This window comes from Stutzerimonas kirkiae, assembly GCF_004327335.1.
GTDB classification, from domain to species: Bacteria; Pseudomonadota; Gammaproteobacteria; order Pseudomonadales; family Pseudomonadaceae; genus Stutzerimonas; species Stutzerimonas kirkiae.
Window position 1 is genome coordinate 46,924 of the sequence record NZ_QJUO01000004.1, and the last position, 26,429, is coordinate 73,352.

Below are 26,429 nucleotides of genomic sequence, written 5' to 3' on the forward strand. Positions count from 1 at the left end.
AAGGAGCGAACATGCGTGCCGATCTGGACATCATCCAGGAGTGGATTCCCGCCGGTAGCCGGGTACTCGACCTGGGCTGCGGCAACGGCGAACTGCTGGCCTGGCTGCGCGACCACAAGCAGGTCAGCGGCTACGGCCTGGAAATCGACCCCGGGAACATCGCCGCCTGCATCGACAAGGGCATCAACGTCATCGAGCAGGACCTGGACAAGGGCCTGGGCAACTTCACCAACGACAGCTTCGACGTGGTGGTGATGACCCAGTCGCTGCAGGCCATGCACTACCCCGACCGGATCCTCGAGGAAATGCTGCGGGTCGGCCGCCAGTGCATCATCACCTTCCCCAACTTCGGCCACTGGCGCTGCCGCTGGTACCTGAGCACCAAGGGCCGCATGCCGGTGTCGGACTTCCTGCCCTACACGTGGTACAACACGCCGAACATCCACTTCTGCACCTTCGAGGACTTCGAACGCCTGTGCAAGGAGCGCGACGCGCGGGTGCTCGAACGCCTGGCGGTGGACCGTGAGCACCGCCATGGCCTGGGCAGCCGCCTGTGGCCCAACCTGCTGGGCGAGATCGGCATCTACCGCGTCACCGGGCCGACCGCCCGCGACGTGCGAATCGCCACCTGAGCCAACGAGGAGAGCCCCCTATGCCACGCATCGGCACCCTGTTCATCGCCCTCTGCATGACCCTTGGCCTGAGCCTGCCGGCCGCCGCCGAGCGCAAGCACAGCGTCGGCGAGTACGACATCCACTACATCGCCTTCAACTCCGGCTTCCTGCAACCGGATATCGCCGCCGCCGCAGGACTGGTGCGCAGCAAGCGGCAGGGCGTGGTCAATGTCTCGGTGCTCAAGGCCGGCAAACCGGTGCCGGCACTGGTCGGCGGCAGCGTGAAGAACCTGCTCGGCCAGGAACGCCCGCTGGCCTTCAAGCAGCTCAAGGAAGGCGAGGACGCCATCTACTACCTGGCGCAGTTCCCCTTCGACTCCCGCGAAACCCTGCGTTTCACCCTCAACGTGCAGCCCATCGGCGCCGAGCCGATCAGCTTCGGTTTCAACCAGGAAGTGTTTCCGGACGAATGACCATGCCCAGCAACGCTATGCCCTTCAAGGAGCTGGTACTGGCCAGCCATAACGCCGGCAAGCTCAAGGAGCTGCAGGCCATGCTCGGCGACAGCGTGCGCCTGCGCTCCATCGGCGAATTCAGCCAAGTCGAGCCGGAGGAAACCGGCCTGTCCTTCGTCGAGAACGCTATCCTCAAGGCGCGCAACGCGGCGCGGCTTTCCGGCCTGCCGGCGCTGGCCGACGACTCCGGCCTGGCGGTGGACTTCCTCGGCGGCGCGCCGGGCATCTACTCGGCCCGCTACGCCGACGGCCAGGGCGACGCGGCGAACAACGCCAAGCTGCTGGATGCGCTGAAAGACGTGCCGGATGCCCAGCGCGGCGCCCAGTTCGTCTGCGTGCTGGCGCTGCTGCGCCACGCCGACGACCCGCTGCCGATCCTCTGCGAAGGCCTCTGGCACGGCCGCATCCTGCACGCACCCAGCGGCGAACAGGGCTTCGGCTACGACCCGCTGTTCTGGGCACCCGAGAGCGCCTGCTCCAGCGCCGAACTGCCCCCTGCCGAGAAAAACCGCCTGAGCCACCGGGCACGGGCGATGGCGTTGTTGAAACAGCGGTTGGGGCGATGAATACAGCCACAAGCTGCAAGCTGCAAGCTGCAAGCGAAGAGGACGAGACCGGCTTGCCGCTTGTGGCTTGCCGCTTCGAGCTGCCGCCCCTGGCGGCCTACGTGCATATCCCCTGGTGCGTGCGCAAATGCCCGTACTGTGATTTCAATTCCCATACCAGCGGGCCGCGGTTGCCCGAGGACGATTACGTCGCCGCCTTGCTGGCCGACCTGGACGGCGACCTCGGCCAGGTCCAGGGCCGTGAACTGCGTTCGATCTTCTTCGGTGGCGGCACGCCGAGCCTGTTCAGTGCCGATGCGCTGGGGCGCATCCTCGACGGCATACAGCGGCGCGTGCCGTTCGCGGCGGATATCGAGATCACCCTGGAGGCCAACCCCGGCACCTTCGAGCAGGCCAAGTTCCGCGATTACCGCGCGCTCGGCATCAACCGCCTGTCCATCGGCGTACAGAGCTTCCAGGCCGCCAAACTCAAGGCACTGGGGCGCATCCACGATGGCAACGAGGCCATACGGGCGGCCGACATGGCGCGGACGGCGGGCTTCGACAACTTCAATCTCGACCTGATGCACGGCCTGCCCGAACAGTCGCTGGAAGATGCGCTGTACGACCTGCGCACCGCCATCGCCCAGCAGCCGACGCATATTTCCTGGTACCAATTGACCCTGGAACCCAACACGGTGTTCTGGAACAAGCCGCCGCGACTGCCCGAGGACGACACCCTCTGGGATATCCAGGAGGCCGGCCAGCGCCTGCTCGCCGAGCACGGCTACGCGCAGTACGAAACCTCGGCCTATGCCCAGCCAGGGCGGCAGGCGCGGCACAACCTCAACTACTGGACCTTCGGCGACTTCCTCGGCATCGGCGCGGGCGCCCACGCCAAGCTGAGCCAGCCCGACGGTCGCATCCTGCGCAGTTGGAAAACCCGCCTGCCGAAGGACTACCTCGATCCGGGCAAACGTTTCCTGGCCGGCAGCAAAGCCCTGGACATCGACGAGTTGCCCTTCGAATTCCTGATGAATGCCCTGCGCCTGACCGAAGGCGTGCCTGCCGAACTGTTCAGCCAACGCACCGGCCTGCCGCTGGCAAGCCTTGCCAAGGCCCGCCAGGCGGCACAGGCCAGGGGCCTGCTGGCCAGCTCGCCGGAACGCCTGGTGGCCACACCGCAAGGGCAGCTTTTCCTGAACGACCTGCTACAGCTTTTTCTCGACTGAGGACACCCATGGATATCCTGCTCGACCTGATCGCCAGCCTCTCGCGCTGGAGCCGCGGCCATCTCTACGACATTTCCCTGGCCTTTATGGCGACCCTGTTCGTGCTGTTCGGCCCGGCGCTCAATGCCTGGGTACAGCGCAATATCGGCGGCCTCAACTTCCTGCTGCGCACCCTGCTGTTCGTGGTCTTCTGCGCCCTGGTCTACGGCCTCGGCATCGTCTACCTGACACCCTGGCTGAGCAAGGGCCTGGCGCAGTTGAACAACTTCACGCTGTCGCCGGTGCTGCTGCTGATGTTCCTGATCGTCGGGGTGATCGCGGACCGGAATTGAAGTCGGAGATAACCCGCCACAGCGCTGGGAAAGCCCCGGAGAACGGGGCGAGAAGAGTACTGACAATACCCTCCAGCAGCTCCTGGGATGGGTATCGCTACACGTGCTTCTAACGCTTAGAAGTCATACTTCATCGTGAGCATGAGATTCTGCGGATTGCCGTATAGCCCTAGCGCCTGGGAAGTAGAGGTGCTTAAGGTCTGATAGTACTTTTTATCGAATGCGTTGTTCAGGTTGAGCTGGACATCGAGTTTTTCCGTGGGCATGAAACCGAGACTCAGATCCACGAGTGTGTAGCCGTCTTGCTCGATATGGTAGGCCGTGGTGCCGTTACCCCCCTTGCTGTATATGGCGTTCTGCCGATACAGGGCACCGCCCACCCGCCAGCGCTGCCATTCTCCCGGCAGGTGGTAGATCGTTGACATCTTGAACAGGTGGCGCGGCAAGTGGCTAGAGAACAGCCGCCCCTGGTTTTCCGGGTCAGCATCCTTGCGATACTTGGCTTCAGTGAAGGTGTAGCCGGCCGCTAGCTGCCAGTTGGGGGTGATGGCGCCCTGGAGCTCCAGATCGACACCTTCGCTGCGCACCTTGCCGGCAGCCTCGTAGCAGGTGATGAAATCGGCATAGCCGGGGCATTGGCTCTGGTCGTCGAGTTCCTTGGAGCGGTTTTCCTGATCGATCCGGAATACCGCGGCAGAGGCGTTCAGAGCGCCGCCGAAGTATTCACCCTTGATGCCGACCTCGTAGTTCTTGCCTTCGATCGGCTTGAGCAGACGGTTGCCACTGTCGAACGCATTCTGCGGTTTGAAGATATCGGTGTAACTGACATAGAGCGAATGCCGCTCGTTGAGGTCGTAGATCAGTCCTGCGTATTTGGTGACCTGGCGGGTCACCTTGTACTGGTCTTCAGACCAGACGCTTGCACTCTCGTAGTCGTACCAGTCCAAGCGTCCGCCCACGATGGCTTTGAGCGAATCGACGAGACTGAACCGAACGGTAGTGTAGATGCCTTGCTGCGTCTCGTCGCTCTTCTGCAGCCAGGTTTCGCCAACGTTGGGCTTGGGCACCACGCCCGTGTTCCAGTTGTCGAGATCCATGCCGATGTGGGTGTAGGCCCCGCCGCCATGGCCATCGAAGATTTCCTCGCGATAGTTGGCCCCGACGACCAGTTCGTGCTGGCGATCGAACAACTGGAATGGGCCGCTCGCATGGAAGTCATAGCTGCTCTGATCATCGACATAGCTGTAGTCGCCGACGCCCTGGTCATAGCTGCCGCTGCGCAGATAGACCTTGGAGGCAAGAAGGTTCACGCGTGCCCAGATCTTGTTGGCTGTCAGGTTCACCTTCCAACCGTTGCCGAAGCGGTGCTCCAGCCCGGCGAAGGCAAACGTGCTGTTCTGATCCCAGTAGTCCCAGGTGTTGCCCAGGTAGGTGGAACGCGACAGATTCAGATCACCGCCATCGGCGGCAACGGGAATGCCACCCCAGCCATTGGTATTGTTGTCGTTCTGCATCGAGGCGCCCACGGTGAGCGTGGTGCTGTCCGCCAGATCCGCTTCGAGGGTGCCATAGATGACACTGCGCTCGTTGCCCACGACATCCTGGAAGCTGTTGTTGTTCTCGTAGGCGGTGACGATCCGCCCGCGCAACGTGCCGCTGCGGTTCAGGCCGCTGGAGGCATCCACCTCCATACGGTAGCGATCCCAACTGCCAGCACTACCGGTTACCTTGACGCGTGTTTCCTCGGTAGGGCGTTTGCGCACCAGGTTGATCGCCGCCGCTGGGTTGCCTGCGCCTTGCATCAGGCCGGTGGCGCCACGGACGATTTCGACCCGGTCGTAGATCGCCAGGTCGGCCGAGGCGATGGTGTCCTGGGTGAACCCGCCAATGATGCTGGTAGGCAGGCCGTCGTACATGATGTTGTCGACTTCGAAACCACGGGCATAGAAGCCCGGACGCACTGGGCCGGATTTGGCCACGGTGAGGCCGGGAGTGTTCTGCACCACGTCATCGAGGTTGTTCATTGCCTGGTCATCCATTCTCTGCCGGGTGATGACCGTTACCGACTGTGGGGTTTCGCGAATGGAAAGGGGCAGTTTGGTCGCCGTCTGCATCGCATGACTGGTGTAGGAACCGCTACCCTCGGTCACCGCCCGTCCAACCAGCGCACGACTGGATATCTGTGTCGCATCCAGGCTCAAGGCCTCCACCAGGGCAACCGCATAACCGCCATTCGCCTGCCGCACCGCCTGCAGCCCCGTGCCGGCCAACAGCCGCACCAGGCCCTCGTCGACACCGTACTGCCCTTGCAGCCCTGGGCTGCGCCGCCCATCGGTCAACGACGCGGGATAGGACAGCAGGATGCCGGCCTGCTGGCCAAAGCGATTGAGCGCCTCGCCCAGCGCGCCAGCCTGGATATCGAAGCGCTGCTGGCTTTGCGCTTGTGCCTGCACTGGCGCCAGCACGGTGGGCAAGGCAATGGTGGCGATGGCCAGGGCCAGCGCGTTGCGTGCGAAGAATGTACGGGGTTTCATCGGTGTGGCCATCTGCGTCTATCCCTCCCGAGCCTGGAAAAAATGTGGCTCTACCGTCCAAGTCTCGCGAGCGGGTGAAAAGGACCAGCCTTTGGGAAAAATATTCGTATTTACCTTTTCCCCATGGGTGACGGCCTGCATTACACGAAAATGCGAACCACCGCACGTTCTCCAAACGCCATCAAGGGCATGCTGCTCCCGAGCGCCAGGCCAGGGGATCGTCATGCCACGGAAGAACAGCCACGACCAGAACTTCAAGAACCTGATCCTCGATTACCCACACCAGGCCCTGGCATTCTTCGCCCCCACCGAAGCCCGGGAAATCGACGACTCGGCCAGGATCACGCCGTTGCGCCAGGAGCAGTTGAAGGATCGCCTCGGTGACCGTTTCCGCGAGCTGGATGTACCGCTGCTGGTGGAGTGGCCGGATGGGCGGCGCGAAGCCCTGTTATTCATGCTGGAGGAGGAAAGCGATCCAGGCCGTTTTTCCATCCACCGGTTGATTCATTACTGCACCGACCTGTCGGAGCTTCTGGATACCCGGCGAGTAGTGCCGGTGGTGATCTTCCTGCGCAGTGATGCGCGAATCCCGAGCCAGTTGAGCCTGGGCAGTGAACGCCACAGCTATCTCGACTTCAACTACCTCGCTTGCCACCTGCAAAGGCTTCCCTGGCTCGATCATCGCGACAGCGACAACCTGGTCGCCCGCCTCAACCTGCCGAACATGCTGTGGCGCGCCGACGAGAAAATCGAGGTCTACGCCCGCGCCATCCAGGGACTGCTGGCATTGGAACCCAGCATGGAAAAGCGGCTGAAATACATTGACTTCATCGACATCTATACGGACCTTGACGATAATCAACGACAACTCTACCGGTCGCGCTATCCACGGGAGGACAACACCATGACCACACTGACCGAGCGCCTGCTGGACGAAGGTATCCGAAAAGGTGTCGAGAAAGGCGTACGACTTGGCATAGAACAGGGTATAGAGAAAGGTATAGAACAAGGCATAGAGAAAGGCATAGAACAGGGCTCCCAGGCCATGCTGCTGAAACTGCTCACCCGCCGTTTCGGACCATTGGATGCGGCGACACTGCAACGCCTGCAATCCGCCCATGGCGAAGAGCTGGATCGCTGGGCCGGAAACCTGCTGGATGCCCGAAGCCTGCAAGAGGTTTTCGAGCGGCACTGACATAGCGCGTCAGGCATTGGGCTCCAGGCTGACCCAGTAGCGTGTGAAATAGCGCGGGCGCAGGCCAAGCGTGCTGGCCAGGGTCTCGATCGCCCGGTCCGTGTCTTCCAGTGGATAGGTGCCGGAAACCCGCAGGTCGGCGACCGCCTCCGCACAGGTCAGCCGCCCCGGCCGGTGCCGCTGCAATTCGACCAGCAGGTCGGCCAGACGCATGCCATCGGCGACCAGCATGCCCTGAAGCCAGGCCAGGTCCGCAGGTCGCACGGCGGCCAGTTCTCCCCAGCCCTCACGATCGAAACGCAACTGCTCGCCGCTGCTCACTCTTCGCGCGGCCTGCTGTAGCGCCGGATGCACCGCCACCGCCCCCTGATACACCGCCAGCAGGCTGTCGTCCGGCCACAGGCGCAGGCTGAAGCGCGTCCCCAGTGCCTGTGCCCAACCGTCGCGACACTGCACCAGGAAAGGTCGCTCCGCCGCATCGGGCGCAGTCTCGACCAGGATTTCACCTTCATGCAGAAAGAGGCAGCGCTGCGTGAGGTCATAGCGCACATCCACGGCGGAGCCGCTGTTGAGTTGCAAGACACTGCCGTCGGCCAGCACCGTGCGCCGACGTTCCCCCGTACCGGTGCGCAGATCGGCAGTCCAGGACGGCCAAGGCGTATGCTCGCGCAGGCTCCAGGCCGTGCCGCTGGCGAACAGCAAGACCGCCAGCGTCCTGATCGCCTGGCGCCGTGCAGGGCTGTGTGCCGGTGCCTGGGCCGCCACGCTGAGGGTCTGACGCGTCGGCGAGTCAAGGCTGGCGAAGCGCCCATGGAAAGCTTCGATACGCTGCCAGGCCCGCTCATGCTCGGGATCAGACTCGCGCCAGAGGCGCAGGGCCTGATGCGTGCTCTCGTCGACCGAGCTGCCCTGCAACTCGACCAGCCACTCGACCGCCCGCTGGGCGATCTCGGGGGCGATGGGTTCAGCCTTCATCGGCGAAGAAACACTGTTGGCCGGCCTTGACGATATAGCGCTTGACGGTGGTCAGCGACACACCCAGTTGCCGGGCGATGCGCTCCTGGGTCCAGCCTTCCAGTTGCGACCAGAGGAATGCCTTCCTGACCGGCAGCGGCAGGCCGTCCAGCAGCCGGTCCAGCGCCACCAGGGTCTCCATCAGGATGGCGCGCTCTTCCAGCGAGGGTGCATAGGCTTCCGGCACCTGGGCCAGGGCTTGCAGGTAGGCCTGTTCCAGTTTCTTGCGCCGCAGATGGTTATAGAGCACGTTCTGCGCCACGCTGGCCAGGTAGGCGCGTGGCTGGCGCAGGGACTCCAGCTCATCCCGCTCCAGCAGGCGCATGAAGGTGTCCTGCGCCAGGTCGGCGGCATGCTCGGAGTCGCCCAGGCGCTTGCGCAGCCAGCCCTGAAGCCACGCATGGTGAGCCTGGTAGAGCGTGGACAACTGATGATGAGGTGGATCGACGGACATGGCAGGACGGCCTGAAATAGCGCGGATGGGAATCGTTCGCCGATTATTGGTGACAGCCCAAGCCACTGGCAAGCCAAAGCCACCGGCAGGCCGTCCTTGGGCCGGGTTCCTCGGGTACAATGCACGGCATCCGTGATCAAGCCCCCCAGAGGTGCGCCATGCAGCCGTTCGCTATTGCCCCGTCGATCCTGTCCGCCGATTTCGCCCGCCTGGGCGAGGAAGTCGACAAGGTGCTCGCCGCCGGTGCCGATATCGTCCACTTCGACGTGATGGACAACCATTACGTACCCAACCTGACCATCGGCCCGATGGTCTGCGCGGCGTTGCGCAAGTACGGCATCACGGCGCCCATCGACGTGCACCTGATGGTCAGTCCGGTGGACCGCATCATCGGCGACTTCCTCGAAGCCGGCGCCAGCTACATCACCTTCCACCCCGAAGCCACCCAGCACATCGACCGTTCCCTGCAACTGATCAAGGCCGGCGGTGCCAAGGCCGGACTGGTGTTCAATCCGGCGACCTCGCTGGACGCGCTCAAGTACGTCATGGACAAGATCGACATGGTGCTGCTGATGAGCGTCAACCCCGGCTTCGGCGGACAGAAATTCATTCCGGGCACCCTGGACAAGCTGCGCGAGGCACGGGCACTGATCGACGCCAGCGGCCGTGATATCCGCCTGGAGATCGACGGTGGTGTGAATGTGAAGAATATCCGCGCCATCGCCGAAGCCGGTGCCGACACCTTCGTCGCCGGGTCGGCGATCTTCAACCAGCCCGATTACAAGGCGGTGATCGACGCCATGCGCGCCGAACTCGCCCTGGCCCTCCCATGACCCTCCTACATACGCTGTTCGATGGCGAGCTGCCGCGCCTGGTGATGTTCGACCTGGACGGCACCCTGCTGGACTCGGTGCCCGACCTGGCCGCCGCCATCGACCACATGCTGGAGCGGCTCGGCCGGCCGCCAGCTGGCGTGGAGCGGGTGCGTGACTGGGTCGGCAATGGTTCGCTGGCACTGGTGCGCCGCGCCCTGGCCGGGCAGCTCGAACACACGGCGGTCGACGATGAGCAAGCCACGCAGGCATTGACGCTGTTCATGGCCGCCTATGCCGATAACCATGCCCTGACCCGCGTCTACCCAGGCGTGCGCGAATGCCTGGAATGGCTCGCCGCCCGCGACATCGCCATGGCGGTCGTCACCAACAAGCCCGAACGCTTCATCACCCCGCTATTGGCGGAAAAGGGCCTGGACGGCTATTTCCGCTGGCGGGTCGGCGGCGACACCCTGCCCCGCTGCAAGCCCGCCCCGGATGGCCTGCTGCATGTGCTGCAGGCGGCAGCGGTGGAGCCCGCACAGGCGCTGTTCATCGGCGACTCCTGCAACGACGTGCGTGCCGCCAGCGCCGCCGGGGTACAGTGCGCGGCACTGAGCTACGGCTACAACCATGGCCGACCGATCGCCGAGGAAAACCCCGCGCTGCTGCTCGACGACCTGCGCGAGCTGGTTGCTTCCTCCCCGACGCTGCGCTAGTGTTGCCGCCAGATGTGCATCCCGCCGAAGAGATCAGATAGTGGTCGTCACCTGCAAGCAATGGATGAAAGTGATCAAGGCCCTGGCCCGCTGGCGTTGGCGCGCCTGACATTTTCCATTGGCCGGCACCCGCCGGCTGCCGCTTGCCGAACCCTGTCCGCACCACACCCTCCGACCACGAGGCTGATATGACCCGCGAAGAATTCCTGCGTCTGGCCACCGAAGGCTATAACCGCATTCCGTTGTCCGTCGAAACCCTCGCCGACTTCGACACCCCCCTGTCGATTTACCTGAAGCTGGCCGATGCGCCCAACAGCTACCTGCTCGAATCGGTGCAGGGCGGCGAGAAATGGGGCCGCTACTCGATCATCGGCCTGCCCTGCCGTACCGTGCTGCAGGTACACGACCAGCGCATCAGCGTCAGCGAGGACGGGCTGGAGAGCGAAAGCCTCAGTGCCGACGACCCGTTGGCCTTCGTCGAAGACTTCCTGCGGCGCTACCGGGTCGCACCGGTGCCCGGATTGCCACGCTTCAATGGCGGCCTGGTCGGCTATTTCGGCTATGACTGCGTGCGCTACGTCGAGAAACGCCTGGGCCAGTGCCCCAACCCCGACACCATCGGCACGCCGGACATCCTGCTGATGGTTTCCGACGCCGTGGTGGTCTTCGACAACCTGGCCGGCAAGCTGCACGCCATCGTTCTCGCCGACCCGGCGCAGGCCGACGCCTATGAGCGGGGCCAGGCCCGCCTGGCCGAGATCGTCGAGCAGTTGCGCCAGCCCATGGCGCCGCGCCCCGGCCTCGACTTCAGTGCGGTGAACGCGCCGGAACCGAGCTTCCGTTCCAGTTTCACCCGCGAGGACTACGAGCGCTCGGTCGACATCATCAAGGAATACATCCTCGCCGGCGACTGCATGCAGGTGGTGCCGTCGCAGCGTATGAGCATCGCCTTCGATGCGGCGCCGATCGACCTCTATCGTGCGCTGCGCTGCTTCAACCCGACGCCGTACATGTACTTCTTCAACTTCGGCGACTTCCATGTGGTCGGCAGTTCGCCCGAGGTGCTGGCACGGGTCGAGGATGGCCAGGTGACCGTGCGGCCGATCGCCGGTACCCGCCCGCGCGGCACCACCGAGGAGGCGGACCTGGCGCTGGAGCGGGATCTGCTGTCGGACGCCAAGGAGATCGCCGAACACCTGATGCTGATCGACCTCGGTCGCAACGACGTTGGCAGGGTCGCCGGCATCGGTTCGGTGGAGCTCACCGACAAGATGGTGATCGAGCGCTACTCCAACGTCATGCACATCGTCTCCAACGTCACCGGCCAGTTGCGCCCGGAGCTCTCGGCGCTGGACGCGCTACGCGCCATCCTGCCGGCCGGCACGTTGTCCGGGGCGCCGAAAATCCGCGCCATGGAAATCATCGACGAACTGGAACCGGTCAAACGCGGTGTCTACGGCGGCGCGGTCGGCTACCTGGGCTGGAGCGGCAACATGGACACCGCCATCGCCATCCGTACCGCGGTGATCAAGAACGGCGAGCTGCATGTGCAGGCCGGCGGCGGCATCGTCGCCGATTCGGTGCCGGCCCTGGAGTGGGAGGAAACCATCAACAAGCGCCGCGCCATGTTCCGCGCGGTGGCGTTGGCCACCCACAGCCACAAGACCCAAGCCTGAGGATTGCGCCATGCTGCTGATGCTGGATAACTACGACTCCTTCACCTACAACGTGGTGCAGTACCTGGGCGAGCTGGGCGCTGATGTGAACGTCGTGCGCAACGACGAAATGAGCGTGGCCGAGATCGAAGCCCTCGCCCCCGAGCGCATCGTCGTCTCGCCCGGCCCCTGTACCCCGAGCGAAGCGGGCATCTCGCTGGAGCTGATCCGCCACTTTTCCGGCAAACTGCCCATTCTCGGCGTCTGCCTGGGCCACCAGAGTATCGGCCAGGCCTTCGGCGGCGATGTCGTGCGGGCCCGCCAGGCCATGCATGGCAAGACCAGCCCGGTCTTCCACGAAGGCCAGGGCGTGTTCGCCGGCCTCAACAACCCCCTGTGCGTGACCCGCTACCACTCGCTGGTGGTCAAGCGCGAAACCCTCCCCGACTGCCTGGAAATCACCGCCTGGACGCAACACGATGATGGCGCCATCGACGAAATCATGGGGCTGCGGCACAAGACCCTGAATATCGAGGGCGTGCAGTTCCACCCAGAGTCGATTCTCTCCGAGCAGGGCCACGAGTTGTTCGCCAACTTCCTCAAGCAGACCGGAGGCGTACGCTGATGGATATCAAGCAGGCCCTGAACCGGGTGGCCAGCCAGCTCGACCTGAGCACCGAGGAAATGTCGCAGGTCATGCGCCAGATCATGACCGGCCAGTGTACCGACGCACAGATCGGCGCCTTCCTGATGGGCATGCGCATGAAAAGCGAGACCATCGACGAGATCGTCGGCGCCGCCCAGGTCATGCGCGAGCTGGCCGAGCCGGTGCGGCTGCCGACCGAACACCTGGTCGACACCTGCGGCACCGGTGGCGACGGCATGGGCATATTCAACGTATCGACCGCGGCCTCCTTCGTGGTCGCGGCGGCCGGAGGCAAGGTCGCCAAGCATGGCAACCGCGCCGTCTCCGGCAAGAGCGGCAGCGCCGACCTGCTGGAGGCGGCCGGGGTCTACCTCGAACTGACACCCGAGCAGATCGCCCGCAGCATCGACGCGGTGGGCGTGGGCTTCATGTTCGCCCCGGCCCACCACAATGCGGTCAAGTACGCGGCGGGGCCGCGCCGCGAACTCGGGCTGCGCACCCTGTTCAATATCCTCGGCCCCCTGGCCAACCCGGCGCGCGTGAAGCACCAGGTGCTCGGCGTATTCAGCCAGGCGCTATGCCGGCCGCTGGCGGTGGTCTCCGCCCGCCTCGGCAGCAGCCATGTGCTGGTGGTGCACGCCCAGGATGGCCTGGACGAGATCAGCCTGGCCGCCCCGACCCATATCGCCGAACTGCGCAATGGGGAAATCACCGAATACCGTATCCAGCCGGAGGATTTCGGCATCAGGAGCCAGAGCCTGATCGGCCTGGATGTCGAGGATGCCAGCGGCTCGCTGGCGCTGATCCGCGATGCGCTGGGGCGGCGCAAGACCGAGAACGGGCAGAAAGCCGCCGACATGATCATTCTCAATGCCGGCGCGGCCCTGTATGCCGCGGACATCGCCAGCAGCCTCGTGCAGGGTGTGGAAATGGCGCACGATGCCCTGCATACCGGGCTGGCGCGTGACAAGCTGGAAGAGCTGGTGTCCTTCACCACCATATTCAGGCAGGAGAACCCGTAATGAGCATACCTACCGTGCTGGAGAAGATCCTCGCCCGCAAGGCCGAGGAAGTGGCGGCCCGCCGTGCCCGGATCGGCCTCGCCGAACTGGAACGGCAGGCGGCTGTGGCCGACCCGGTACGCGGTTTCGCCGAGGCCTTGCGCGAACGGGTACAACGCAAGGAGGCGGCAGTCATTGCCGAGATCAAGAAGGCTTCTCCCAGCAAGGGCGTGCTGCGCGAGCATTTCGACCCGCAGCAGATCGCCATCGACTACGAGAATGGCGGCGCCGCCTGCCTGTCGGTGCTGACCGACGTGGATTTCTTCCAGGGCGCCGACCTCTACCTGCAACAGGCACGCGCCGCCTGCAAACTGCCGGTGATCCGCAAGGACTTCATGCTCGACCCCTACCAGGTGGTCGAGGCCCGCGCCCTGGGCGCCGACTGCGTCCTGCTGATCGTCGCGGCGCTGGAGGACGCACAGTTGGCCGAACTGGCCGATGTCGCCAAGAGCCAGGGGCTCGACGTACTGGTCGAAGTCCATGATGGCGAAGAACTGGAGCGGGCCCTGGCGCTAGAGACACCCTTGCTGGGTATCAACAACCGCAACCTGCACAACTTCGAAGTCAGCCTGGACACCACCCTGGAGCTGCTGCCGCGCATTCCCCGTGACCGCCTGGTGGTCACCGAGAGCGGCATTCTCAACCGTGCCGATGTCGAGCTGATGGAAATCAACGAAGTCTATGCCTTCCTGGTCGGCGAAGCCTTCATGCGCGCCAGCCAGCCGGGCCAGGAACTGCAACGCCTGTTCTTCCCGGAGCGGGCACGCCACAGGACCGGCACCAGCCAGAACGATCCCGACTGAACGCCACGCCCGCGGGGTTCAGCGGGTGCCTCAGCGGGTGCCGTACACCACCATCGTCTTGCCCCTCACCTGCACCAGCCCCTGGGTATCCAGGTTGCGCAGGACGCGCCCGACCATTTCCCGCGAACAACCGACGATCCGCCCGATCTCCTGGCGTGTGATCTTGATCTGCATACCATCGGGATGGGTCATGGCCTCCGGCTGCTTGCACAGCTCGACCAGGGTCCGCGCCACCCTGCCGGTGACATCGAGAAACGCCAGGTCGCCCACCTTGCGCGTGGTATTGCACAGGCGCTCGGCCATCTGGCTGCTCAGCGCATAGAAAATCCCCGGCTCCTGCTGGGCCAGCTCACGGAATTTCTCGTAGCCGATCTCGGCGATCTCGCAGTCGCTCCTGGCGCGCACCCAGGCGCTACGCTGGCGCAGCCCCTGGAACAGCCCCATTTCCCCGAAGAAATCCCCCCGGTTCAGATAGTCGATGATGATCTCCCGGCCATCGTCGCCCTCGATCAGGATCGTCACCGAGCCCTGGATGATGAAAAATAGCGTCTCACTGCGTTCCCCGGCATGGATGATCGGGTTCTTCGCGCCATAGCTGCGCCTGCGGCAATGCGCTATCAGTTGGTCGGTATGGTTTTTCGCGTGGCCGAAGGTGATCGCTTCCATGCTGCAGACTCCCGCTGATATGGCCGCTGCCGGCCCTCGATTACTTCTGACGCCAGGACCGCCCGCCAAGACCACAAGGGGACAACGGCTGACGGAACCGGCCAGGTATCGATTAGGACGATTGCATATGCAGCCACTTTAGAACCTCGTGGGAGCAGGCTTGCTCGCGAAGCTACCGTGGCCAGCACCATGCGCGGCCAAGACCGCTCCAACCTTTGCCAGAGCCCGTCTTGTCGATCCCCGGCAGCCACGCTCGTCGCTTCGAAGCCGCAAGCGGCATGCTAGACTGGCGCGTCTTTCCCGGAGTGTGAATATGAAGGCACGAATTCAGTGGGCTGGCGAAGCCATGTTCCTCGGCGAGTCCGGTAGCGGCCATGTGGTGGTGATGGATGGCCCGCCCGACCACGGCGGGCGCAACCTGGGCGTACGCCCCATGGAAATGCTGTTGCTCGGCCTGGGCGGCTGCAGCAGTTTCGACGTGGTGAGCATCCTCAGGAAATCCCGCCAGCGCGTCGAAAGCTGCGAGGCCTTCCTCGAGGCCGAGCGCGCCGATGAAGACCCCAAGGTCTTCACCAGAATCCATCTGCGCTTCGTCGTCAAGGGCCATGGCCTCAAGGAAGCCCAGGTCAAGCGCGCGGTGGAACTGTCGGCCGAGAAATACTGCTCGGCCTCGATCATGCTCTCCCGCGCAGGCGTCGAGATCAGTCATGGCTACGAGATCGTCGAGCTGGACTGAAGAATCGCCAATGCCCGTACCCGGGGCCCATCCGGCCTTCGCTTGACCCGCGTCAGCCAAAAGCCTCACCCATGATCTACAGTGACTGGAGTTCTCCGGCATCGCTGCCCCCGGCACGGCAGCGATGCCACCACCCGTCCCAGATTCAAGGAGAGTGCTCATGGCCATGATGAAAGCCGCTGTCTTCGTCGAACCCGGTCGTATCGAACTGCAGGACAAGCGCATCCCGGACATCGGACCGAATGACGCGCTGGTGCGTATCACCACCACCACCATCTGCGGCACCGACGTACACATACTCAAGGGGGAATACCCGGTCGCCACCGGCCTGACCATCGGTCACGAGCCGGTCGGCATCATCGAAAAACTCGGCAGCAACGTACAGGGCTACCAGGAAGGCCAGCGCGTCATCGCTGGCGCCATCTGCCCCAGCTTCACCTCCTACGCCTGCCAGGACGGCGTTTCATCCCAGGACGGCGGTTGCAGTTGCCACGGCTACAAGCCCATGGGTGGCTGGCGCCTCGGCAACACCATCGACGGGACCCAGGCCGAATACGTGCTGGTGCCCGATGCCCAGGCCAACCTGGCGCCAGTGCCTGACGGCCTGAGCGACGAGCAGGTGCTGATGTGCCCGGATATCATGTCCACCGGTTTCGTCGGTGCGGAAGCGGCCAATATCAGGATCGGCGACATCGTCGTCATCTTCGCCCAGGGGCCCATCGGCCTGTGCGCCACCGCGGGTGCCAAGCTGCGCGGCGCCAGCACCATCATCGCGGTGGACGGCGTCGACTCGCGCCTGGAGATCGCCCGCAACCTGGGCGCCGATGTCACCCTGAACTTCAGGAACGTCGACGTGGTGGATGAAATCCTCAAGCTCACCGGCGGGCGCGGCGTGGATGTCGCCATCGAGGCCCTGGGCCTGCAATCCACCTTCGAGAGCGCCCTGCGGGTACTCAAGCCGGGCGGCACCCTGTCCAGCCTGGGCGTCTACTCCAGCGACCTGGTGCTGCCACTGGGCGCCATCCATGCCGGCCTGGGCGACAACAAGATCATCACCTCGCTGTGCCCGGGCGGCAAGGAGCGCATGCGCCGCCTGCTCAATATCGTCGCCTCCGGGCGGATCGACCTGGCGCCGCTGGTCACCCATGAGTACAAGCTGGACAACATCGTCGATGCCTACGACCTGTTCGCCAACCAACGCGACGGGGTGCTGAAGGTAGCGATCAAGCCCTGAGGGCTTGAGGCTTGAGGCTTGAGGCTTGAGGCTTGAGGCTTGAGGCTTGAGGCTTGAGGCTTGAGGCTTGAGGCTTGAGGCTTGAGGCTTGAGGCTTGAGGCTTGAGGCTTGAGGCTTGAGGCTTGACAGTGTGCGCGCCAGCGCCAAAACCCTGTCAAGCGCTTTCGTCCAGCCTCCAGCGCTCTTACCGGCTCTTCCCTTACTCCCCTTCGCGATCGCGATAGCCCAGCAGGTAGAGGATGCCATCCAGCCCGAGGGTGGAGATGGCCTGCTTGGCCGATTGCTTGACCAGCGGCTTGGCGCGGAAGGCCACTCCCAGGCCGGCCAGCCCCAGCATCGGCAGGTCGTTGGCGCCATCGCCGACGGCGATGGTCTGCTCCAGCCGCAAGCCTTCGCGCTCGGCCAGTTCGCGCAGCAGGTCGGCCTTGCGCTGGGCATCGACGATCGGCTCGATGGCCACGCCAGTGACCTTGCCGTCGACGATTTCCAGTTCGTTGGCGAACACATAGTCGATGCCCAGCTTCGCCTGCAACTGCCGGGCGAAATAGCTGAAGCCGCCGGAGAGAATGGCCGTCTTGTAGCCCAGCCGCTTGAGTTCGGCGAACAGCACCTCGGCGCCCTCGGTCAGCCGCAGGCCCGCGGCGACCTCCTGCAGGGCGCTCTCCGGCAGTCCCTCGAGCAGCGCCAGACGCTCCTTGAAACTGGCGCGGAAATCCAGCTCGCCACGCATGGCGCGCTCGGTGATCGCCACCACCTGCCCGCCCACGCCAGCGGCCTTGGCCAGCTCGTCGATGACTTCCGCCTCGATCAGCGTGGAATCCATGTCGAACACCGCCAGCCGCCGGTTGCGGCGGAACACCGAGTCGCGCTGGAAGGCGATATCGACGTTCAGTTCCTGCGCCACACTGAGGAACTCGGCACGCAGCGCCGCGGTATCGCCGGGCTCGCCACGCACGGAAAACTCGATACAGCCCTTGCCGTGCTCTTCCGGCACATCCAGCGGCATGCGCCCGGACAGGCGGTCGATATGGTCGATATTCAAGGCGTACTTGGCGGTGATGGAACTGACCCGCTGCAACTGCTCGGCGGTCACCTTGCGTGTCAGCAGGGTGACGATATGGCGCGGCTTGCCCTGCCCGGCCACCCACTGCTGGTAGTCCTGTTCGTCGACCGGCGTGAAACGCACCTGCTGGTCATGCTTGTAGGCCATGAACAGCACATCCTTGAGCACCGATGAGGCCCGTTCGTTGTCCGGGATTTCCACCAGAATGCCGAACGACAGCGTGTCATGGATCACCGCCTGGCCGATGTCGAGGATATTCACGCCCCCCTGGGCAAGCACCCCGGTGATGGCCGCGGTCAGGCCGGGGCGGTCTTCCCCGGTGATATTGATCAGGACGATTTCGCGCAAGGCACGGCTCCCATGGCGGATTGAGCGGGGCATTCTACATCATGGCGGCCACGTGGGAGTTGCATGCGACGGGGCCATTGCACATGATCCGCCACCGTCAGAGCGGCAACTCACGCGCGGCGCGAAGGTCGAACTCCCGACCGGCAGTCACAAGGAACGCATCATGGGCCAATGGCTCGACACCCTGACCTCCTGGCTCTCGAGCCACCCCGAGTGGCTCGGCCTGGCATTGCTGCTGGCCGCCTGTATCGAATGCCTGGCCATCGTCGGCCTGCTGGTACCCGGCACTTTCCTGCTGTTCACCATCGCCATGCTTGCCGGCAGCGGCGCCCTGACGCTCGGCCAGACCCTGCTGCTCGGCTATCTCGGCGGCCTGCTGGGCGACCTGCTGTCCTATGCGCTGGGCCGGCGTTACCACCGGAGCATCCGCCGCCTGCCCGGCCTGCGCAACCACCCGCAATGGTTGCTGCGTGCCGAGCACTATTTCGCCAACTACGGCGTGGCCAGCCTGCTGGTCGGGCGCTTCATCGGGCCTCTGCGCCCGATGCTGCCGATGACCGCGGGCATGCTGGACATGCCGTTCGCACGCTTCCTGCTGGTCAGTCTGGCGAGCGCGGCCGGCTGGTCGATCACCTACCTGGTGCCCGGCTGGAGCACCGGCGCGGCGCTGCGCCTGCCGCTGCCCGAGGGCTTCTGGGCGGATGCGGGGGTGATCGCGCTGATCCTGCTACTGACGATCGGCGGCATCGTCCACGGCAGCCTGCGCCAGATGCGCTGGGCCAGCGCGCTATCGTCGCTGCTGGTGGCCCTGGCGCTGGGCAGCCTGTTCATCGGCTGGCCGCACCTGCAGGCCTTCGACCAGGGCCTGCTGGCGGTGATCCAGGACGAGCGCAGCCCAGCCCTCGACCGGGTCATGATGGTCATCACGCGCTTCGGAGATTTCCACGCGCAATTGCTGGCGGCCACCCTGCTCTGCCTGCTGCTGCTGGCCCTGCGCCAGTGGCGAGCACTGCTGTTCGCCAGCGCGACGCTGGTGGGCGCAGCGCTGGGCAACGAAACCCTCAAGAATCTGTTTGCCCGCAGCCGTCCGGAGGTCCTGCTCGAACAGCTTCCCACCTATAGCTTCCCCAGCGGCCATAGCTCGGCCGCTTTCGCTTTCTGCCTGGTACTGGGCGTACTGGCCGGCCGCGGCCAACCGCCGAGGATGCGCCTGGCCTGGCTGCTGCTGGCCGGCCTGCCGGCCGCGGCCATCGCCGGGTCGCGGGTCTATCTCGGCGTGCACTGGCCGACCGACGTGATCGCCGGCGCATTGCTGGCCGGCAGCGCCTGTACGCTCAGCCTGCTACTGGTGCAGTGGCGCGCACCGCTGCAACCGCTGTCCGCCCGCACCTGGCGCATCATCCTGCCCGCCAGCCTGCTGCTGCTCTGCGCCTACACGGCCTGGAACAGCTCCGGCAACCAGCAGTTGTATCGCTATGAAGTGATCGAGGAGCAAGCGGAAGCTTGAAGCCCAGCATCCAGCGCGAAACCGGATACCGTCACAAGAATCACTCGCCATGGCGATTCAGCTTCCAGCCTATGTCTTCCCGCCTCCAACTGCCCCAGTCAGAGCACCGCCAGGGCGGCGGCGTAGTCCGGCTCGTTGGCGATCTCGGCGACCAGTTCGCTGTGCAGCACCTTGTCCTGCTCATCCAGCACCACCACGGCGCGCGCCGCCAGGCCCGCCAGCGGGCCGGTGGATATGGCCACCCCGTAATCCTCGAGGAACGCGGCGCTACGCAGGGTCGACAGGCTGATCACATTCTCCAGCCCCTCCGCCCCACAAAAGCGGGCCTGGGCGAACGGCAGGTCGGCGGAGATGCACAGCACCAAGGTATTGCTCAAACGGCTGGCTTCGCTGTTGAACTTGCGTACGGAAGTGGCGCAGGTCGGGGTATCGACACTGGGGAAGATATTCAGCACCTTGCGCTTGCCCGCCAGGCTGGCCAGGGTGACATCGCTCAGATCGCCGCCCACCAGGCTGAATGCCGGGGCCTGCTGGCCGACCTGCGGCAGATGGCCATCGACCTGAACCGGGTTGCCCTTGAGAGTGACTCGCGTCATGGAGGATTTCCTTTATCTGAGTGAACGGAGGATGCGACCGGGCAGCGAAGCAAAGCCCGATTGCGGCACTCAGGCTACCCGATCCACCAGGAAGATACAGTCGCTCGTCGACGCCCCATGATAGCGGCGCAGATTCAGCGTTCGAGCCAGACCAGGCTGGCGAAGCGCCCCGTACTCGAGTGGCGCCGGTAGGAATAGAAACGCGGATCGCTGTAGGTGCAGAAGCCGCCACCGCTCACCGCCAGTACGCCACAGGCAGCCAGGCGTATGCGCGCCAGCCGGTAGAGGTCGGCCATATGGCGGCCGGCATTGAGGCTCGGGCTGAAAGCATCGCTGGCCTGGGCATGCTGGCTGACGAAGGCATCGCGCACTTCCTCGCCCACCTCGAACGCCGCAGGCCCGATCGCCGGCCCAAGCCAGGCCAGCAGTTGCCCCGGATCGCAGGCCATGGCAGCCACCGTCGCCTCCAGCACGCCAGCCGCCAACCCGCGCCAACCGGCATGGGCCGAGGCCACCCGGCTACCGGCACGGTCGCAGAACAGCACCGGCAGGCAGTCGGCCGTCAGCACCACGCTCGCCACGCCCGGTTCGGCGCTCCAACTGGCATCCGCCTCGGCCACCTGCCCGGGGCTCGCCTCGACCACCCGTGTCGAATGCACCTGGGACAACCAGGCCGGGCGGCAACCCAGTGCCTGCGCCAGGTAACGGCGGTTCCAGGCAACCGCGGCGGCCTCGTCGCCGACATGCTCCCCCAGGTTGAAAGCGTCGAAAGGCGCGGCGCTGACGCCGCCCTCCCGCGTGGTGACGCAGGCCCGCACGCCCACTGGAGCGGGCCAGTCCGGCGCGATCCAGGCGGCACTCATCCGACGAAGGCCCCGCGGTCCTGCTGCAGCAACGTCAGCAACCAGACGAAATCGTCCGGCAAGGGTGATTCCCACTTCATGCGCTGCCCTGTGACCGGGTGCTCCAGCTCCAGGAAGCGCGCATGCAGGGCCTGGCGTGGGAAATCGCGCAACGACTGCACCAGCGTCGGATTGGCCGCCGGCGGGATACGGAAACGCCCGCTGTACAGCGGGTCGCCCACCAGCGGATAGCCCAGGTGCGCCATGTGCACGCGGATCTGGTGGGTACGCCCGGTCTCCAGCTTGACTCGTACATGGGTATGCGAGCGCATGCGCTCCAGCACCCGGTAATGCGAGATGGCCGGCTTGCCGCCTTCCACCACGGCCATGCGCTGGCGCTGCTGGCCATGCCGGCCGATAGGCGCATCGATGGTGCCGCCGGTGATGATCACGCCAATCACGATCGCCTCGTAGATGCGGCTGACCGTGCGCTTCTGCAACTGTTCCACCAGCCGGGTCTGCGCCTCCAGCGTCTTCGCCACCACCATCAGGCCGGTGGTGTCCTTGTCCAGCCGGTGGACGATACCGGCCCGCGGCACGTTGATCAGGCCGGGCACATGATGCAGAAGGGCATTGAGCAGGGTGCCATCGGCATGCCCGGCGGCCGGATGCACCACCAGCCCGGCGGGCTTGTCCAGCACCAGGATATGCTCGTCCTCGAAGACGATATTCAGCGGAATGTCCTGGGGCTGCCACTCGCCCTGGGCTTCCTGCTCGGCGGACAGCTCCAGCCGCGAACCGGCATGCACGGTATCGCGTGGGCGCAGCGCCCGGCCATCGACGGTCAACTGCCCGTCCTTGATCCAGGTCGCCAACCGTGAACGGGAGTGTTCGGGAAACAACCGGGCCGCCACCTGGTCGAGCCGCTGCCCGCCCAATTCGAAGGGAACTTCGGCGCTGAGTTGAATGGGCTGGGAGTGGGTAGTCGACATAATGCTCAGTGGGCGCTTGCGGAAAATGGAAGGGGATGACACGGCGGCGGCGCTCCATCATGAAGCGGCGCCATTCGCCATGCGGGAAGCACCTGGCTCAGCCTTTGGTTTCGGAGCCGGGCTTGTGTTTAAATACGTCGTCTTTGCCCCGGACACGGGGCGCCCATCATATCAGGACGGCTCCGCGCGAGACAGCCAGCCGTCACAGGGACGCAAGCCGCCATGCAAGTGAAACACCTGCTGCTGATCGCCATCCTGGGCCTTACCGCCGCCTGCTCATCCAAAGAAACCGTCAACGAGAACCTGGGCGAGACGGAACTCTACCAGCAGGCGCAGCAAGACCTGGACAATAAGAGCTACACCAGCGCCATCACCAAGCTCAAGGCGCTCGAGTCACGCTACCCCTTCGGTCGTTTCGCCGAGCAGGCGCAACTGGAACTGATCTACGCCTATTACCGCAACGCCGAGCCGGAAGCCGCGCGCTCCTCGGCCGAGCGCTTCATCCGCCTGCATCCGCAGCACCCCAACGTCGACTACGCCTACTACCTCAAGGGCCTGGCCTCCTTCGACCAGGACCGTGGCCTGCTGGCGCGCTTCCTGCCGCTGGACATGACCAAGCGCGATCCAGGCGCTGCGCGCGATTCCTTCAACGAATTCGCCCAGCTCACCAACCGCTATCCCAATAGCCGTTACGCGCCGGATGCCAAGGCACGCATGATCTACCTGCGCAACCTGCTGGCCGCCAACGAAGTCCACGTCGCCCATTACTACCTCAAGCGCGAGGCCTATGTCGCCGCTGCCAACCGTGGCCGCTACGTGGTCGAGAACTTCCAGCAGACCCCCGCCGTGGGCGATGGCCTGGCGATCATGACCGAGTCCTACCAGCGCCTCGGCCTGACCGACCTGGCCGACACCAGCCTGCGGACCCTCAAGCTGAATTACCCCGACCACCCGAGCCTGGTCGATGGCGAATTCGTTCCACGCGAGAAAGAAAGCGACACCCGCTCCTGGCTGTCGAAAGCCACCCTGGGCCTGATCGAAAGCGAAGTGCCGCCGCCGGACACCACCCAGGCCAGCCGCGACGTCATCCGCCAGTACCAGAATGCCGAACAGGACCTGCCCGCGGAAATCCGCCCGACCCTGCGGGACCTCGAGCAGGGAGGCAGCAAGCGCTCCTGGTGGAGCTATCTGACCTTCGGCCTGTTCGACTGACGGCCGCCCATCATGCTGCTTCGTCTGCTGCTCTGGGTCGCACTGATCGGCGCCATCATCTGGCTATGGCGCCGCGCCACTCGCAAACCCAAGCTGCGCCCCGAGCAACCGACGGCACAGCCCATGGTGCGCTGCGCCACCTGCGGCGTGCATGTCCCGCAGGACCAGGCGCTGCAGTCGGAGCGGCAGTGGTACTGCAGCAAGGCGCATTTGCCGCGTAATGGGCAACCCCGCGATCAATCGTGATACGACGACCAGTCGCCGGCCGCCAGACGATACAGGCAATGCTGGCGTAAATCGCTGTGCTCGGGGATATCAGGATGCTCGAAGGTACCGCACTCGCGCATGCCCAGGCGTTCCATGACTGCACGGGAACGCCGGTTGCCAACCGTGGTGAAGGCCAGGACTTCCGGCAAATGCAGCACCTGAAAGCCGACACGCAGAACGGTTGAAGCCGCTTCCGTGGCCAACCCCTTGCCCCAATGCTGGAATGCGAGACGCCATGCGATCTCCACACAGGGAGAAAATGGAAGCCTCGCCGAGGGTGTATGCAAACCGACGAATCCAACGAACTCCCGCGAAGCCCTGGTCTCCACTGCCCACACCCCCCAGCCGCGCTCTGCCATCAGTGACTGGCAACGGTCGGCCATGGCATCACTCTCGGCTTGCGTCAGGGTAGCGGGAAAGAACGCCATCACTCTCGGGTCCGCATTGAGCGCGGCAAAGGGTTCACGATCGGCAGGCAGCCACTGGCGCAACCGGAGGCGTTCGGTCTCGAACTCGATCGGATCAACCATTCACTCTGGCCCCGCCAGTCATGATGGCTGGATTGAAGCGCGGGAAGAGCCGAGGCGCATATGCAGCAACGGATAAGGCTTGCCCTGGCCATCCAGCGGCGACCTTGCGAACACCTCGAAACCCATATGCCGATAAAAGCCCAATGCCAGGTCGTTCTGCTCGTTGACATCGACCAGGCGTACGGCCAGTACAGATACCGCGTGATCGAGCAATGCCTTACCTACGCCCTTGCCCCGGGCCTCGGGGGCGATGAACAGCATTTCCAGCTTTTCACCTGAAACACCCGTGAAGCCAAGGATTTCAGCGTTATCGCCGACGAATACCATCACATTCACCGCGGGCAGCCAGTCCTCGAGAATCCGTGGCCGAAGCTCGCACAGGTCATCCTCCAACAGAAAATCATGGGTCGCCCTGACCGATGCCTCCCAGATATCCGTGATAACTGCAAACTCCAAGGCAAGTGCGGTGCGGATCGTCATGCGAAACCTCGTCTCAATCTTTAATTGCAGAATGCCGTACAATGGCGATAGTTTGCATACTCTGCCACGCCACTATCGGCAATGAACTCGCTATATGCCTAATATACAAAATAAAACATATCCACCCAAAAAGGTGCTGCCTCCACAAAACAACATCAGAGGCATGGTCGTCGCTCTCGCGAGCTTAGGGTACATGGACCCTGTCAGCAACTGCGGAACCCTGAATACGTCTATATAGCTGAGTTGACCCAGTACCGAAGAAATCGATGCCAGGATCAGCAGTGGAATCGCGAATAAAAGAGGCCAGGCAGGACCTTTCTTGTCAAATAGATTACTAGACAGGCCAATCCCTAGAGTCACGAGAGTGATAGATAATACGGACAAGTGTTTGAAAAAGTCCGCCATAAGCCGGTAGTGTTCAGAAAGGTTTTTCTTGATTTTCATTGAGCTACTGGTTCTCCCGCACCATATAAAGTTGCCGAAGCGTCCTTCTCGACTGCGATGCTAGGCATCGCGCTCACTTGAAGCCCTACGAAAGCGGACCAGGCGAATAATAGAAGTACGGCAGGCCAGAAAGAAGTCTTGAGTATGGGCGCCAATACCCAAGACTGACAATATCATCGCGCATATCTGACACCTGCCCTGCGACTGTTATAGCGACGACCACAAATAATGAGAGCGTCCAGACTGGAGACCGTAGTCGCTCGATTCCCTATTCAACCTGCCATGAACAACTCTGATAAGCACACGGCGGACCTATCGAGAGTCGGCCTGTATAGTTCAGGCCCCCTTTCGTTGTAACGCATCCGTTGTAAAGCACCGCAAAACCTTATCCAGAGGTTTCTCGGTAACCGGTCCCGACAGAGCCATGCCCCTGGTTTACAATCGCCCTCCCGATTTCCATGGCAGCACACCCCATGTGGTCATTTCGTGCCTGGCGGCGCCAGCGTCTGCTCAAGCGTTACCCTATCGCCCCTGAACTCTGGGCCCAGGTGCTCGACAGCCTGCCGCTGCTGGATGGCCTGGAGCCGCAGGCACTGCAGTTACTGCAGGAGCGCGCGGTGCTCTTCCTGCATGCCAAGCGCCTGACGCCATTGCCCGGCGTGACCCTGGAACCCTTCGACCGCCTGCGCCTGGCGGCCATGGCCGAGTTGCCGCTACTGGCGTTGTCGGAGAAGCTGGAGTGGTACCAGGGCTTCCATGAAGTGCTGATCTACCCGGAAGACTTCCTCAGCCCGCAGAAATACCGCGACCCGAGTGGCGTCGAGCATGAATGGGACGCCGAGCACAGCGGCGAGGCCTGGCTGCAAGGGCCGGTGATACTGGCCTGGCCAGGAGTCCACGAGAGTGGCGGCTGGGAAGGCTACAACCTGGTGATACACGAACTGGCACACAAGCTGGACATGCTTAACGGCGATGCCAACGGCCTGCCGCCGCTGCATGGGGACATGCGTATCGAGGAATGGGCGCGCGTCATGCAGGCCGCCTATGACGCGCTGAACGCCACACTGGACCGCAACCCCCATGCCCACACGCCGATCGACCCTTACGCGGCGGAAAACCCGGCCGAGTTCTTCGCCGTCACCAGCGAATATTTCTTCAGCGCTCCCGACCTGCTGGAACAGGCGCTGCCCGAGGTCTATGGCCAACTCCGCAGCTTCTATCGGCAGGACCCGCTGGCACGCCTGCGCTGCCTGCGCCAGCGTCATCCGGAGTATGCCGATGGCCCTGGCCCGGCAACCGGTTAAAAACCAGAGCGCCCGTTTCGTCTACCTTTCGCCTGCTTCGCAGCCGCTCCGGCGCTTGCTCCATCATGGAAAAAGC

At 64.1% G+C, this 26,429-nt stretch carries 28 protein-coding genes; 18 read left to right on the forward strand and 10 right to left on the reverse strand.

Annotation, left to right across the window (positions count from 1 at the left end; translation table 11 throughout):
• Window positions 1-11 precede the first annotated feature (11 nt).
• The 5 genes from metW to DNJ95_RS04035 are packed head-to-tail and all read left to right on the forward strand — an operon-like array spanning window position 12 to window position 3,238.
• The gene (metW, locus tag DNJ95_RS04015) at window positions 12-632 is read left to right on the forward strand and encodes a methionine biosynthesis protein MetW (RefSeq protein ID WP_131183435.1); all 621 of its coding nucleotides are present in this window, start codon (window positions 12-14) and stop codon (window positions 630-632) included.
• Between the two features lie 20 nt (window positions 633-652).
• Window positions 653-1,087 (forward strand): DUF4426 domain-containing protein, encoded by a 435-nt coding sequence (locus tag DNJ95_RS04020; RefSeq protein WP_131183436.1) that lies wholly within the window; start codon window positions 653-655, stop codon window positions 1,085-1,087.
• Between the two features lie 17 nt (window positions 1,088-1,104).
• Window positions 1,105-1,695 (forward strand): RdgB/HAM1 family non-canonical purine NTP pyrophosphatase, encoded by a 591-nt coding sequence (rdgB, locus tag DNJ95_RS04025; protein WP_131183546.1) that lies wholly within the window; start codon window positions 1,105-1,107, stop codon window positions 1,693-1,695.
• On the forward strand, window positions 1,692-2,906 hold the full coding sequence (hemW, locus tag DNJ95_RS04030; RefSeq protein WP_131183437.1) for a radical SAM family heme chaperone HemW: 1,215 nt from the start codon (window positions 1,692-1,694) through the stop codon (window positions 2,904-2,906). The genes rdgB and hemW overlap by 4 nt, the downstream gene beginning before the upstream one ends.
• A gap of 8 nt (window positions 2,907-2,914) precedes the next feature.
• Entirely contained in the window at window positions 2,915-3,238 is a 324-nt protein-coding gene (locus tag DNJ95_RS04035) for a DUF3392 domain-containing protein (RefSeq protein WP_131183438.1), read from the forward strand.
• A 116-nt stretch (window positions 3,239-3,354) separates the two neighbouring features.
• Here the strand turns inward: DNJ95_RS04035 and DNJ95_RS04040 are convergent, their stop codons facing one another.
• The gene (locus tag DNJ95_RS04040) at window positions 3,355-5,772 is read right to left on the reverse strand and encodes a TonB-dependent siderophore receptor (protein WP_131183439.1); all 2,418 of its coding nucleotides are present in this window, start codon (window positions 5,770-5,772) and stop codon (window positions 3,355-3,357) included.
• Window positions 5,773-5,995: 223 nt separating this feature from the next.
• Between DNJ95_RS04040 and DNJ95_RS04045 the strand changes: the two genes are divergently transcribed.
• Window positions 5,996-6,967: a DUF4351 domain-containing protein gene (locus DNJ95_RS04045; RefSeq protein ID WP_131183440.1), complete on the forward strand. Its 972-nt coding sequence runs from the start codon at window positions 5,996-5,998 to the stop codon at window positions 6,965-6,967.
• Window positions 6,968-6,976: 9 nt separating this feature from the next.
• On the opposite strand, the gene DNJ95_RS04050 is transcribed toward DNJ95_RS04045, so the two are convergent.
• Together DNJ95_RS04050 and DNJ95_RS04055 are read right to left on the reverse strand one after the other, a co-directional pair.
• Entirely contained in the window at window positions 6,977-7,942 is a 966-nt protein-coding gene (locus DNJ95_RS04050; RefSeq protein WP_131183441.1) for a FecR domain-containing protein, read from the reverse strand.
• Window positions 7,932-8,435 (reverse strand): sigma-70 family RNA polymerase sigma factor, encoded by a 504-nt coding sequence (locus DNJ95_RS04055; RefSeq protein ID WP_131183442.1) that lies wholly within the window; start codon window positions 8,433-8,435, stop codon window positions 7,932-7,934. The genes DNJ95_RS04050 and DNJ95_RS04055 overlap by 11 nt, the downstream gene beginning before the upstream one ends.
• A gap of 158 nt (window positions 8,436-8,593) precedes the next feature.
• Between DNJ95_RS04055 and rpe the strand changes: the two genes are divergently transcribed.
• The 6 genes from rpe (at window position 8,594) to trpC (ending at window position 14,131) form a co-directional block, all read left to right on the forward strand.
• On the forward strand, window positions 8,594-9,268 hold the full coding sequence (rpe, locus tag DNJ95_RS04060) for a ribulose-phosphate 3-epimerase (RefSeq protein WP_131183443.1): 675 nt from the start codon (window positions 8,594-8,596) through the stop codon (window positions 9,266-9,268).
• A complete protein-coding gene (locus DNJ95_RS04065; protein ID WP_131183444.1) occupies window positions 9,265-9,966 on the forward strand; it encodes a phosphoglycolate phosphatase in 702 nt (233 codons plus the stop codon). The genes rpe and DNJ95_RS04065 overlap by 4 nt, the downstream gene beginning before the upstream one ends.
• Before the next feature lie 188 nt (window positions 9,967-10,154).
• Window positions 10,155-11,642: an anthranilate synthase component I gene (gene trpE / locus DNJ95_RS04070; protein WP_131183445.1), complete on the forward strand. Its 1,488-nt coding sequence runs from the start codon at window positions 10,155-10,157 to the stop codon at window positions 11,640-11,642.
• A 10-nt stretch (window positions 11,643-11,652) separates the two neighbouring features.
• Complete coding sequence (locus tag DNJ95_RS04075; protein ID WP_131183446.1) at window positions 11,653-12,246, forward strand: aminodeoxychorismate/anthranilate synthase component II; 594 nt, start codon at window positions 11,653-11,655, stop codon at window positions 12,244-12,246.
• Window positions 12,246-13,289: an anthranilate phosphoribosyltransferase gene (trpD, locus tag DNJ95_RS04080; protein WP_131183447.1), complete on the forward strand. Its 1,044-nt coding sequence runs from the start codon at window positions 12,246-12,248 to the stop codon at window positions 13,287-13,289. Before DNJ95_RS04075 ends, trpD begins: the two co-directional genes overlap by 1 nt.
• Window positions 13,289-14,131: an indole-3-glycerol phosphate synthase TrpC gene (trpC, locus tag DNJ95_RS04085; protein ID WP_131183448.1), complete on the forward strand. Its 843-nt coding sequence runs from the start codon at window positions 13,289-13,291 to the stop codon at window positions 14,129-14,131. Before trpD ends, trpC begins: the two co-directional genes overlap by 1 nt.
• Window positions 14,132-14,161: 30 nt before the next feature.
• On the opposite strand, the gene crp is transcribed toward trpC, so the two are convergent.
• The gene (gene crp / locus DNJ95_RS04090) at window positions 14,162-14,797 is read right to left on the reverse strand and encodes a cAMP-activated global transcriptional regulator CRP (RefSeq protein WP_131183449.1); all 636 of its coding nucleotides are present in this window, start codon (window positions 14,795-14,797) and stop codon (window positions 14,162-14,164) included.
• 313 nt (window positions 14,798-15,110) lie between these two features.
• On the opposite strand from crp, the gene DNJ95_RS04095 reads away from it, so the two are divergent.
• Together DNJ95_RS04095 and DNJ95_RS04100 are read left to right on the forward strand one after the other, a co-directional pair.
• Window positions 15,111-15,533: an OsmC family protein gene (locus tag DNJ95_RS04095; RefSeq protein WP_131183450.1), complete on the forward strand. Its 423-nt coding sequence runs from the start codon at window positions 15,111-15,113 to the stop codon at window positions 15,531-15,533.
• Window positions 15,534-15,693: 160 nt separating this feature from the next.
• Window positions 15,694-16,767: an NAD(P)-dependent alcohol dehydrogenase gene (locus DNJ95_RS04100; protein WP_131183451.1), complete on the forward strand. Its 1,074-nt coding sequence runs from the start codon at window positions 15,694-15,696 to the stop codon at window positions 16,765-16,767.
• Between the two features lie 200 nt (window positions 16,768-16,967).
• Here the strand turns inward: DNJ95_RS04100 and serB are convergent, their stop codons facing one another.
• Window positions 16,968-18,179 carry a phosphoserine phosphatase SerB gene (gene serB / locus DNJ95_RS04105; RefSeq protein ID WP_131183452.1) on the reverse strand — a complete coding sequence of 404 codons (1,212 nt, stop codon included), beginning with the start codon at window positions 18,177-18,179 and terminating at the stop codon, window positions 16,968-16,970.
• A 163-nt stretch (window positions 18,180-18,342) separates the two neighbouring features.
• Between serB and DNJ95_RS04110 the strand changes: the two genes are divergently transcribed.
• On the forward strand, window positions 18,343-19,686 hold the full coding sequence (locus tag DNJ95_RS04110) for a bifunctional DedA family/phosphatase PAP2 family protein (RefSeq protein WP_131183453.1): 1,344 nt from the start codon (window positions 18,343-18,345) through the stop codon (window positions 19,684-19,686).
• Window positions 19,687-19,784: 98 nt separating this feature from the next.
• On the opposite strand, the gene tpx is transcribed toward DNJ95_RS04110, so the two are convergent.
• The 3 genes from tpx to rluD form a co-directional block, all read right to left on the reverse strand.
• Window positions 19,785-20,282: a thiol peroxidase gene (gene tpx / locus DNJ95_RS04115; RefSeq protein WP_131183454.1), complete on the reverse strand. Its 498-nt coding sequence runs from the start codon at window positions 20,280-20,282 to the stop codon at window positions 19,785-19,787.
• A gap of 134 nt (window positions 20,283-20,416) precedes the next feature.
• The gene (gene pgeF, locus DNJ95_RS04120; protein WP_131183455.1) at window positions 20,417-21,145 is read right to left on the reverse strand and encodes a peptidoglycan editing factor PgeF; all 729 of its coding nucleotides are present in this window, start codon (window positions 21,143-21,145) and stop codon (window positions 20,417-20,419) included.
• Window positions 21,142-22,116, reverse strand: a complete 975-nt coding sequence (gene rluD, locus DNJ95_RS04125; protein ID WP_131183456.1) for a 23S rRNA pseudouridine(1911/1915/1917) synthase RluD — start codon at window positions 22,114-22,116, stop codon at window positions 21,142-21,144. The genes pgeF and rluD overlap by 4 nt, the downstream gene beginning before the upstream one ends.
• 222 nt (window positions 22,117-22,338) lie before the next feature.
• On the opposite strand from rluD, the gene DNJ95_RS04130 reads away from it, so the two are divergent.
• Both DNJ95_RS04130 and DNJ95_RS04135 read left to right on the forward strand, forming a co-directional pair.
• Window positions 22,339-23,328, forward strand: a complete 990-nt coding sequence (locus DNJ95_RS04130) for an outer membrane protein assembly factor BamD (protein ID WP_131183457.1) — start codon at window positions 22,339-22,341, stop codon at window positions 23,326-23,328.
• A gap of 12 nt (window positions 23,329-23,340) precedes the next feature.
• Window positions 23,341-23,574, forward strand: coding sequence for a PP0621 family protein (locus tag DNJ95_RS04135; protein WP_420824383.1), 234 nt, complete (start codon window positions 23,341-23,343; stop codon window positions 23,572-23,574).
• Here the strand turns inward: DNJ95_RS04135 and DNJ95_RS04140 are convergent.
• On the reverse strand, window positions 23,565-24,125 hold the full coding sequence (locus tag DNJ95_RS04140) for a GNAT family N-acetyltransferase (RefSeq protein WP_131183459.1): 561 nt from the start codon (window positions 24,123-24,125) through the stop codon (window positions 23,565-23,567). The genes DNJ95_RS04135 and DNJ95_RS04140 overlap by 10 nt on opposite strands.
• Before the next feature lie 18 nt (window positions 24,126-24,143).
• A complete protein-coding gene (locus DNJ95_RS04145) occupies window positions 24,144-24,605 on the reverse strand; it encodes an acetyltransferase (protein WP_131183460.1) in 462 nt (153 codons plus the stop codon).
• Window positions 24,606-25,522: 917 nt separating this feature from the next.
• Between DNJ95_RS04145 and DNJ95_RS04150 the strand changes: the two genes are divergently transcribed.
• Window positions 25,523-26,353, forward strand: coding sequence for a M90 family metallopeptidase (locus DNJ95_RS04150; RefSeq protein WP_131183461.1), 831 nt, complete (start codon window positions 25,523-25,525; stop codon window positions 26,351-26,353).
• Window positions 26,354-26,429 lie beyond the last annotated feature (76 nt).

What these genes read in the sequence shown, in the direction of transcription:
- metW (WP_131183435.1), top strand. Translation starts at nt 12, where the DNA reads ATGCGTGCCGATCTGGACATCATCCAGGAGTGGATTCCCGCCGGTAGC.
- DNJ95_RS04020 (WP_131183436.1), top strand. Translation starts at nt 653, where the DNA reads ATGCCACGCATCGGCACCCTGTTCATCGCCCTCTGCATGACCCTTGGC.
- rdgB (WP_131183546.1), top strand. Translation starts at nt 1,105, where the DNA reads ATGCCCTTCAAGGAGCTGGTACTGGCCAGCCATAACGCCGGCAAGCTC.
- hemW (WP_131183437.1), top strand. Translation starts at nt 1,692, where the DNA reads ATGAATACAGCCACAAGCTGCAAGCTGCAAGCTGCAAGCGAAGAGGAC.
- DNJ95_RS04035 (WP_131183438.1), top strand. Translation starts at nt 2,915, where the DNA reads ATGGATATCCTGCTCGACCTGATCGCCAGCCTCTCGCGCTGGAGCCGC.
- DNJ95_RS04040 (WP_131183439.1), bottom strand. Translation starts at nt 5,772, where the DNA reads ATGAAACCCCGTACATTCTTCGCACGCAACGCGCTGGCCCTGGCCATC.
- DNJ95_RS04045 (WP_131183440.1), top strand. Translation starts at nt 5,996, where the DNA reads ATGCCACGGAAGAACAGCCACGACCAGAACTTCAAGAACCTGATCCTC.
- DNJ95_RS04050 (WP_131183441.1), bottom strand. Translation starts at nt 7,942, where the DNA reads ATGAAGGCTGAACCCATCGCCCCCGAGATCGCCCAGCGGGCGGTCGAG.
- DNJ95_RS04055 (WP_131183442.1), bottom strand. Translation starts at nt 8,435, where the DNA reads ATGTCCGTCGATCCACCTCATCATCAGTTGTCCACGCTCTACCAGGCT.
- rpe (WP_131183443.1), top strand. Translation starts at nt 8,594, where the DNA reads ATGCAGCCGTTCGCTATTGCCCCGTCGATCCTGTCCGCCGATTTCGCC.
- DNJ95_RS04065 (WP_131183444.1), top strand. Translation starts at nt 9,265, where the DNA reads ATGACCCTCCTACATACGCTGTTCGATGGCGAGCTGCCGCGCCTGGTG.
- trpE (WP_131183445.1), top strand. Translation starts at nt 10,155, where the DNA reads ATGACCCGCGAAGAATTCCTGCGTCTGGCCACCGAAGGCTATAACCGC.
- DNJ95_RS04075 (WP_131183446.1), top strand. Translation starts at nt 11,653, where the DNA reads ATGCTGCTGATGCTGGATAACTACGACTCCTTCACCTACAACGTGGTG.
- trpD (WP_131183447.1), top strand. Translation starts at nt 12,246, where the DNA reads ATGGATATCAAGCAGGCCCTGAACCGGGTGGCCAGCCAGCTCGACCTG.
- trpC (WP_131183448.1), top strand. Translation starts at nt 13,289, where the DNA reads ATGAGCATACCTACCGTGCTGGAGAAGATCCTCGCCCGCAAGGCCGAG.
- crp (WP_131183449.1), bottom strand. Translation starts at nt 14,797, where the DNA reads ATGGAAGCGATCACCTTCGGCCACGCGAAAAACCATACCGACCAACTG.
- DNJ95_RS04095 (WP_131183450.1), top strand. Translation starts at nt 15,111, where the DNA reads ATGAAGGCACGAATTCAGTGGGCTGGCGAAGCCATGTTCCTCGGCGAG.
- DNJ95_RS04100 (WP_131183451.1), top strand. Translation starts at nt 15,694, where the DNA reads ATGGCCATGATGAAAGCCGCTGTCTTCGTCGAACCCGGTCGTATCGAA.
- DNJ95_RS04110 (WP_131183453.1), top strand. Translation starts at nt 18,343, where the DNA reads ATGGGCCAATGGCTCGACACCCTGACCTCCTGGCTCTCGAGCCACCCC.
- tpx (WP_131183454.1), bottom strand. Translation starts at nt 20,282, where the DNA reads ATGACGCGAGTCACTCTCAAGGGCAACCCGGTTCAGGTCGATGGCCAT.
- pgeF (WP_131183455.1), bottom strand. Translation starts at nt 21,145, where the DNA reads ATGAGTGCCGCCTGGATCGCGCCGGACTGGCCCGCTCCAGTGGGCGTG.
- rluD (WP_131183456.1), bottom strand. Translation starts at nt 22,116, where the DNA reads ATGTCGACTACCCACTCCCAGCCCATTCAACTCAGCGCCGAAGTTCCC.
- DNJ95_RS04130 (WP_131183457.1), top strand. Translation starts at nt 22,339, where the DNA reads ATGCAAGTGAAACACCTGCTGCTGATCGCCATCCTGGGCCTTACCGCC.
- DNJ95_RS04135 (WP_420824383.1), top strand. Translation starts at nt 23,341, where the DNA reads ATGCTGCTTCGTCTGCTGCTCTGGGTCGCACTGATCGGCGCCATCATC.
- DNJ95_RS04140 (WP_131183459.1), bottom strand. Translation starts at nt 24,125, where the DNA reads ATGGTTGATCCGATCGAGTTCGAGACCGAACGCCTCCGGTTGCGCCAG.
- DNJ95_RS04145 (WP_131183460.1), bottom strand. Translation starts at nt 24,605, where the DNA reads ATGACGATCCGCACCGCACTTGCCTTGGAGTTTGCAGTTATCACGGAT.
- DNJ95_RS04150 (WP_131183461.1), top strand. Translation starts at nt 25,523, where the DNA reads ATGTGGTCATTTCGTGCCTGGCGGCGCCAGCGTCTGCTCAAGCGTTAC.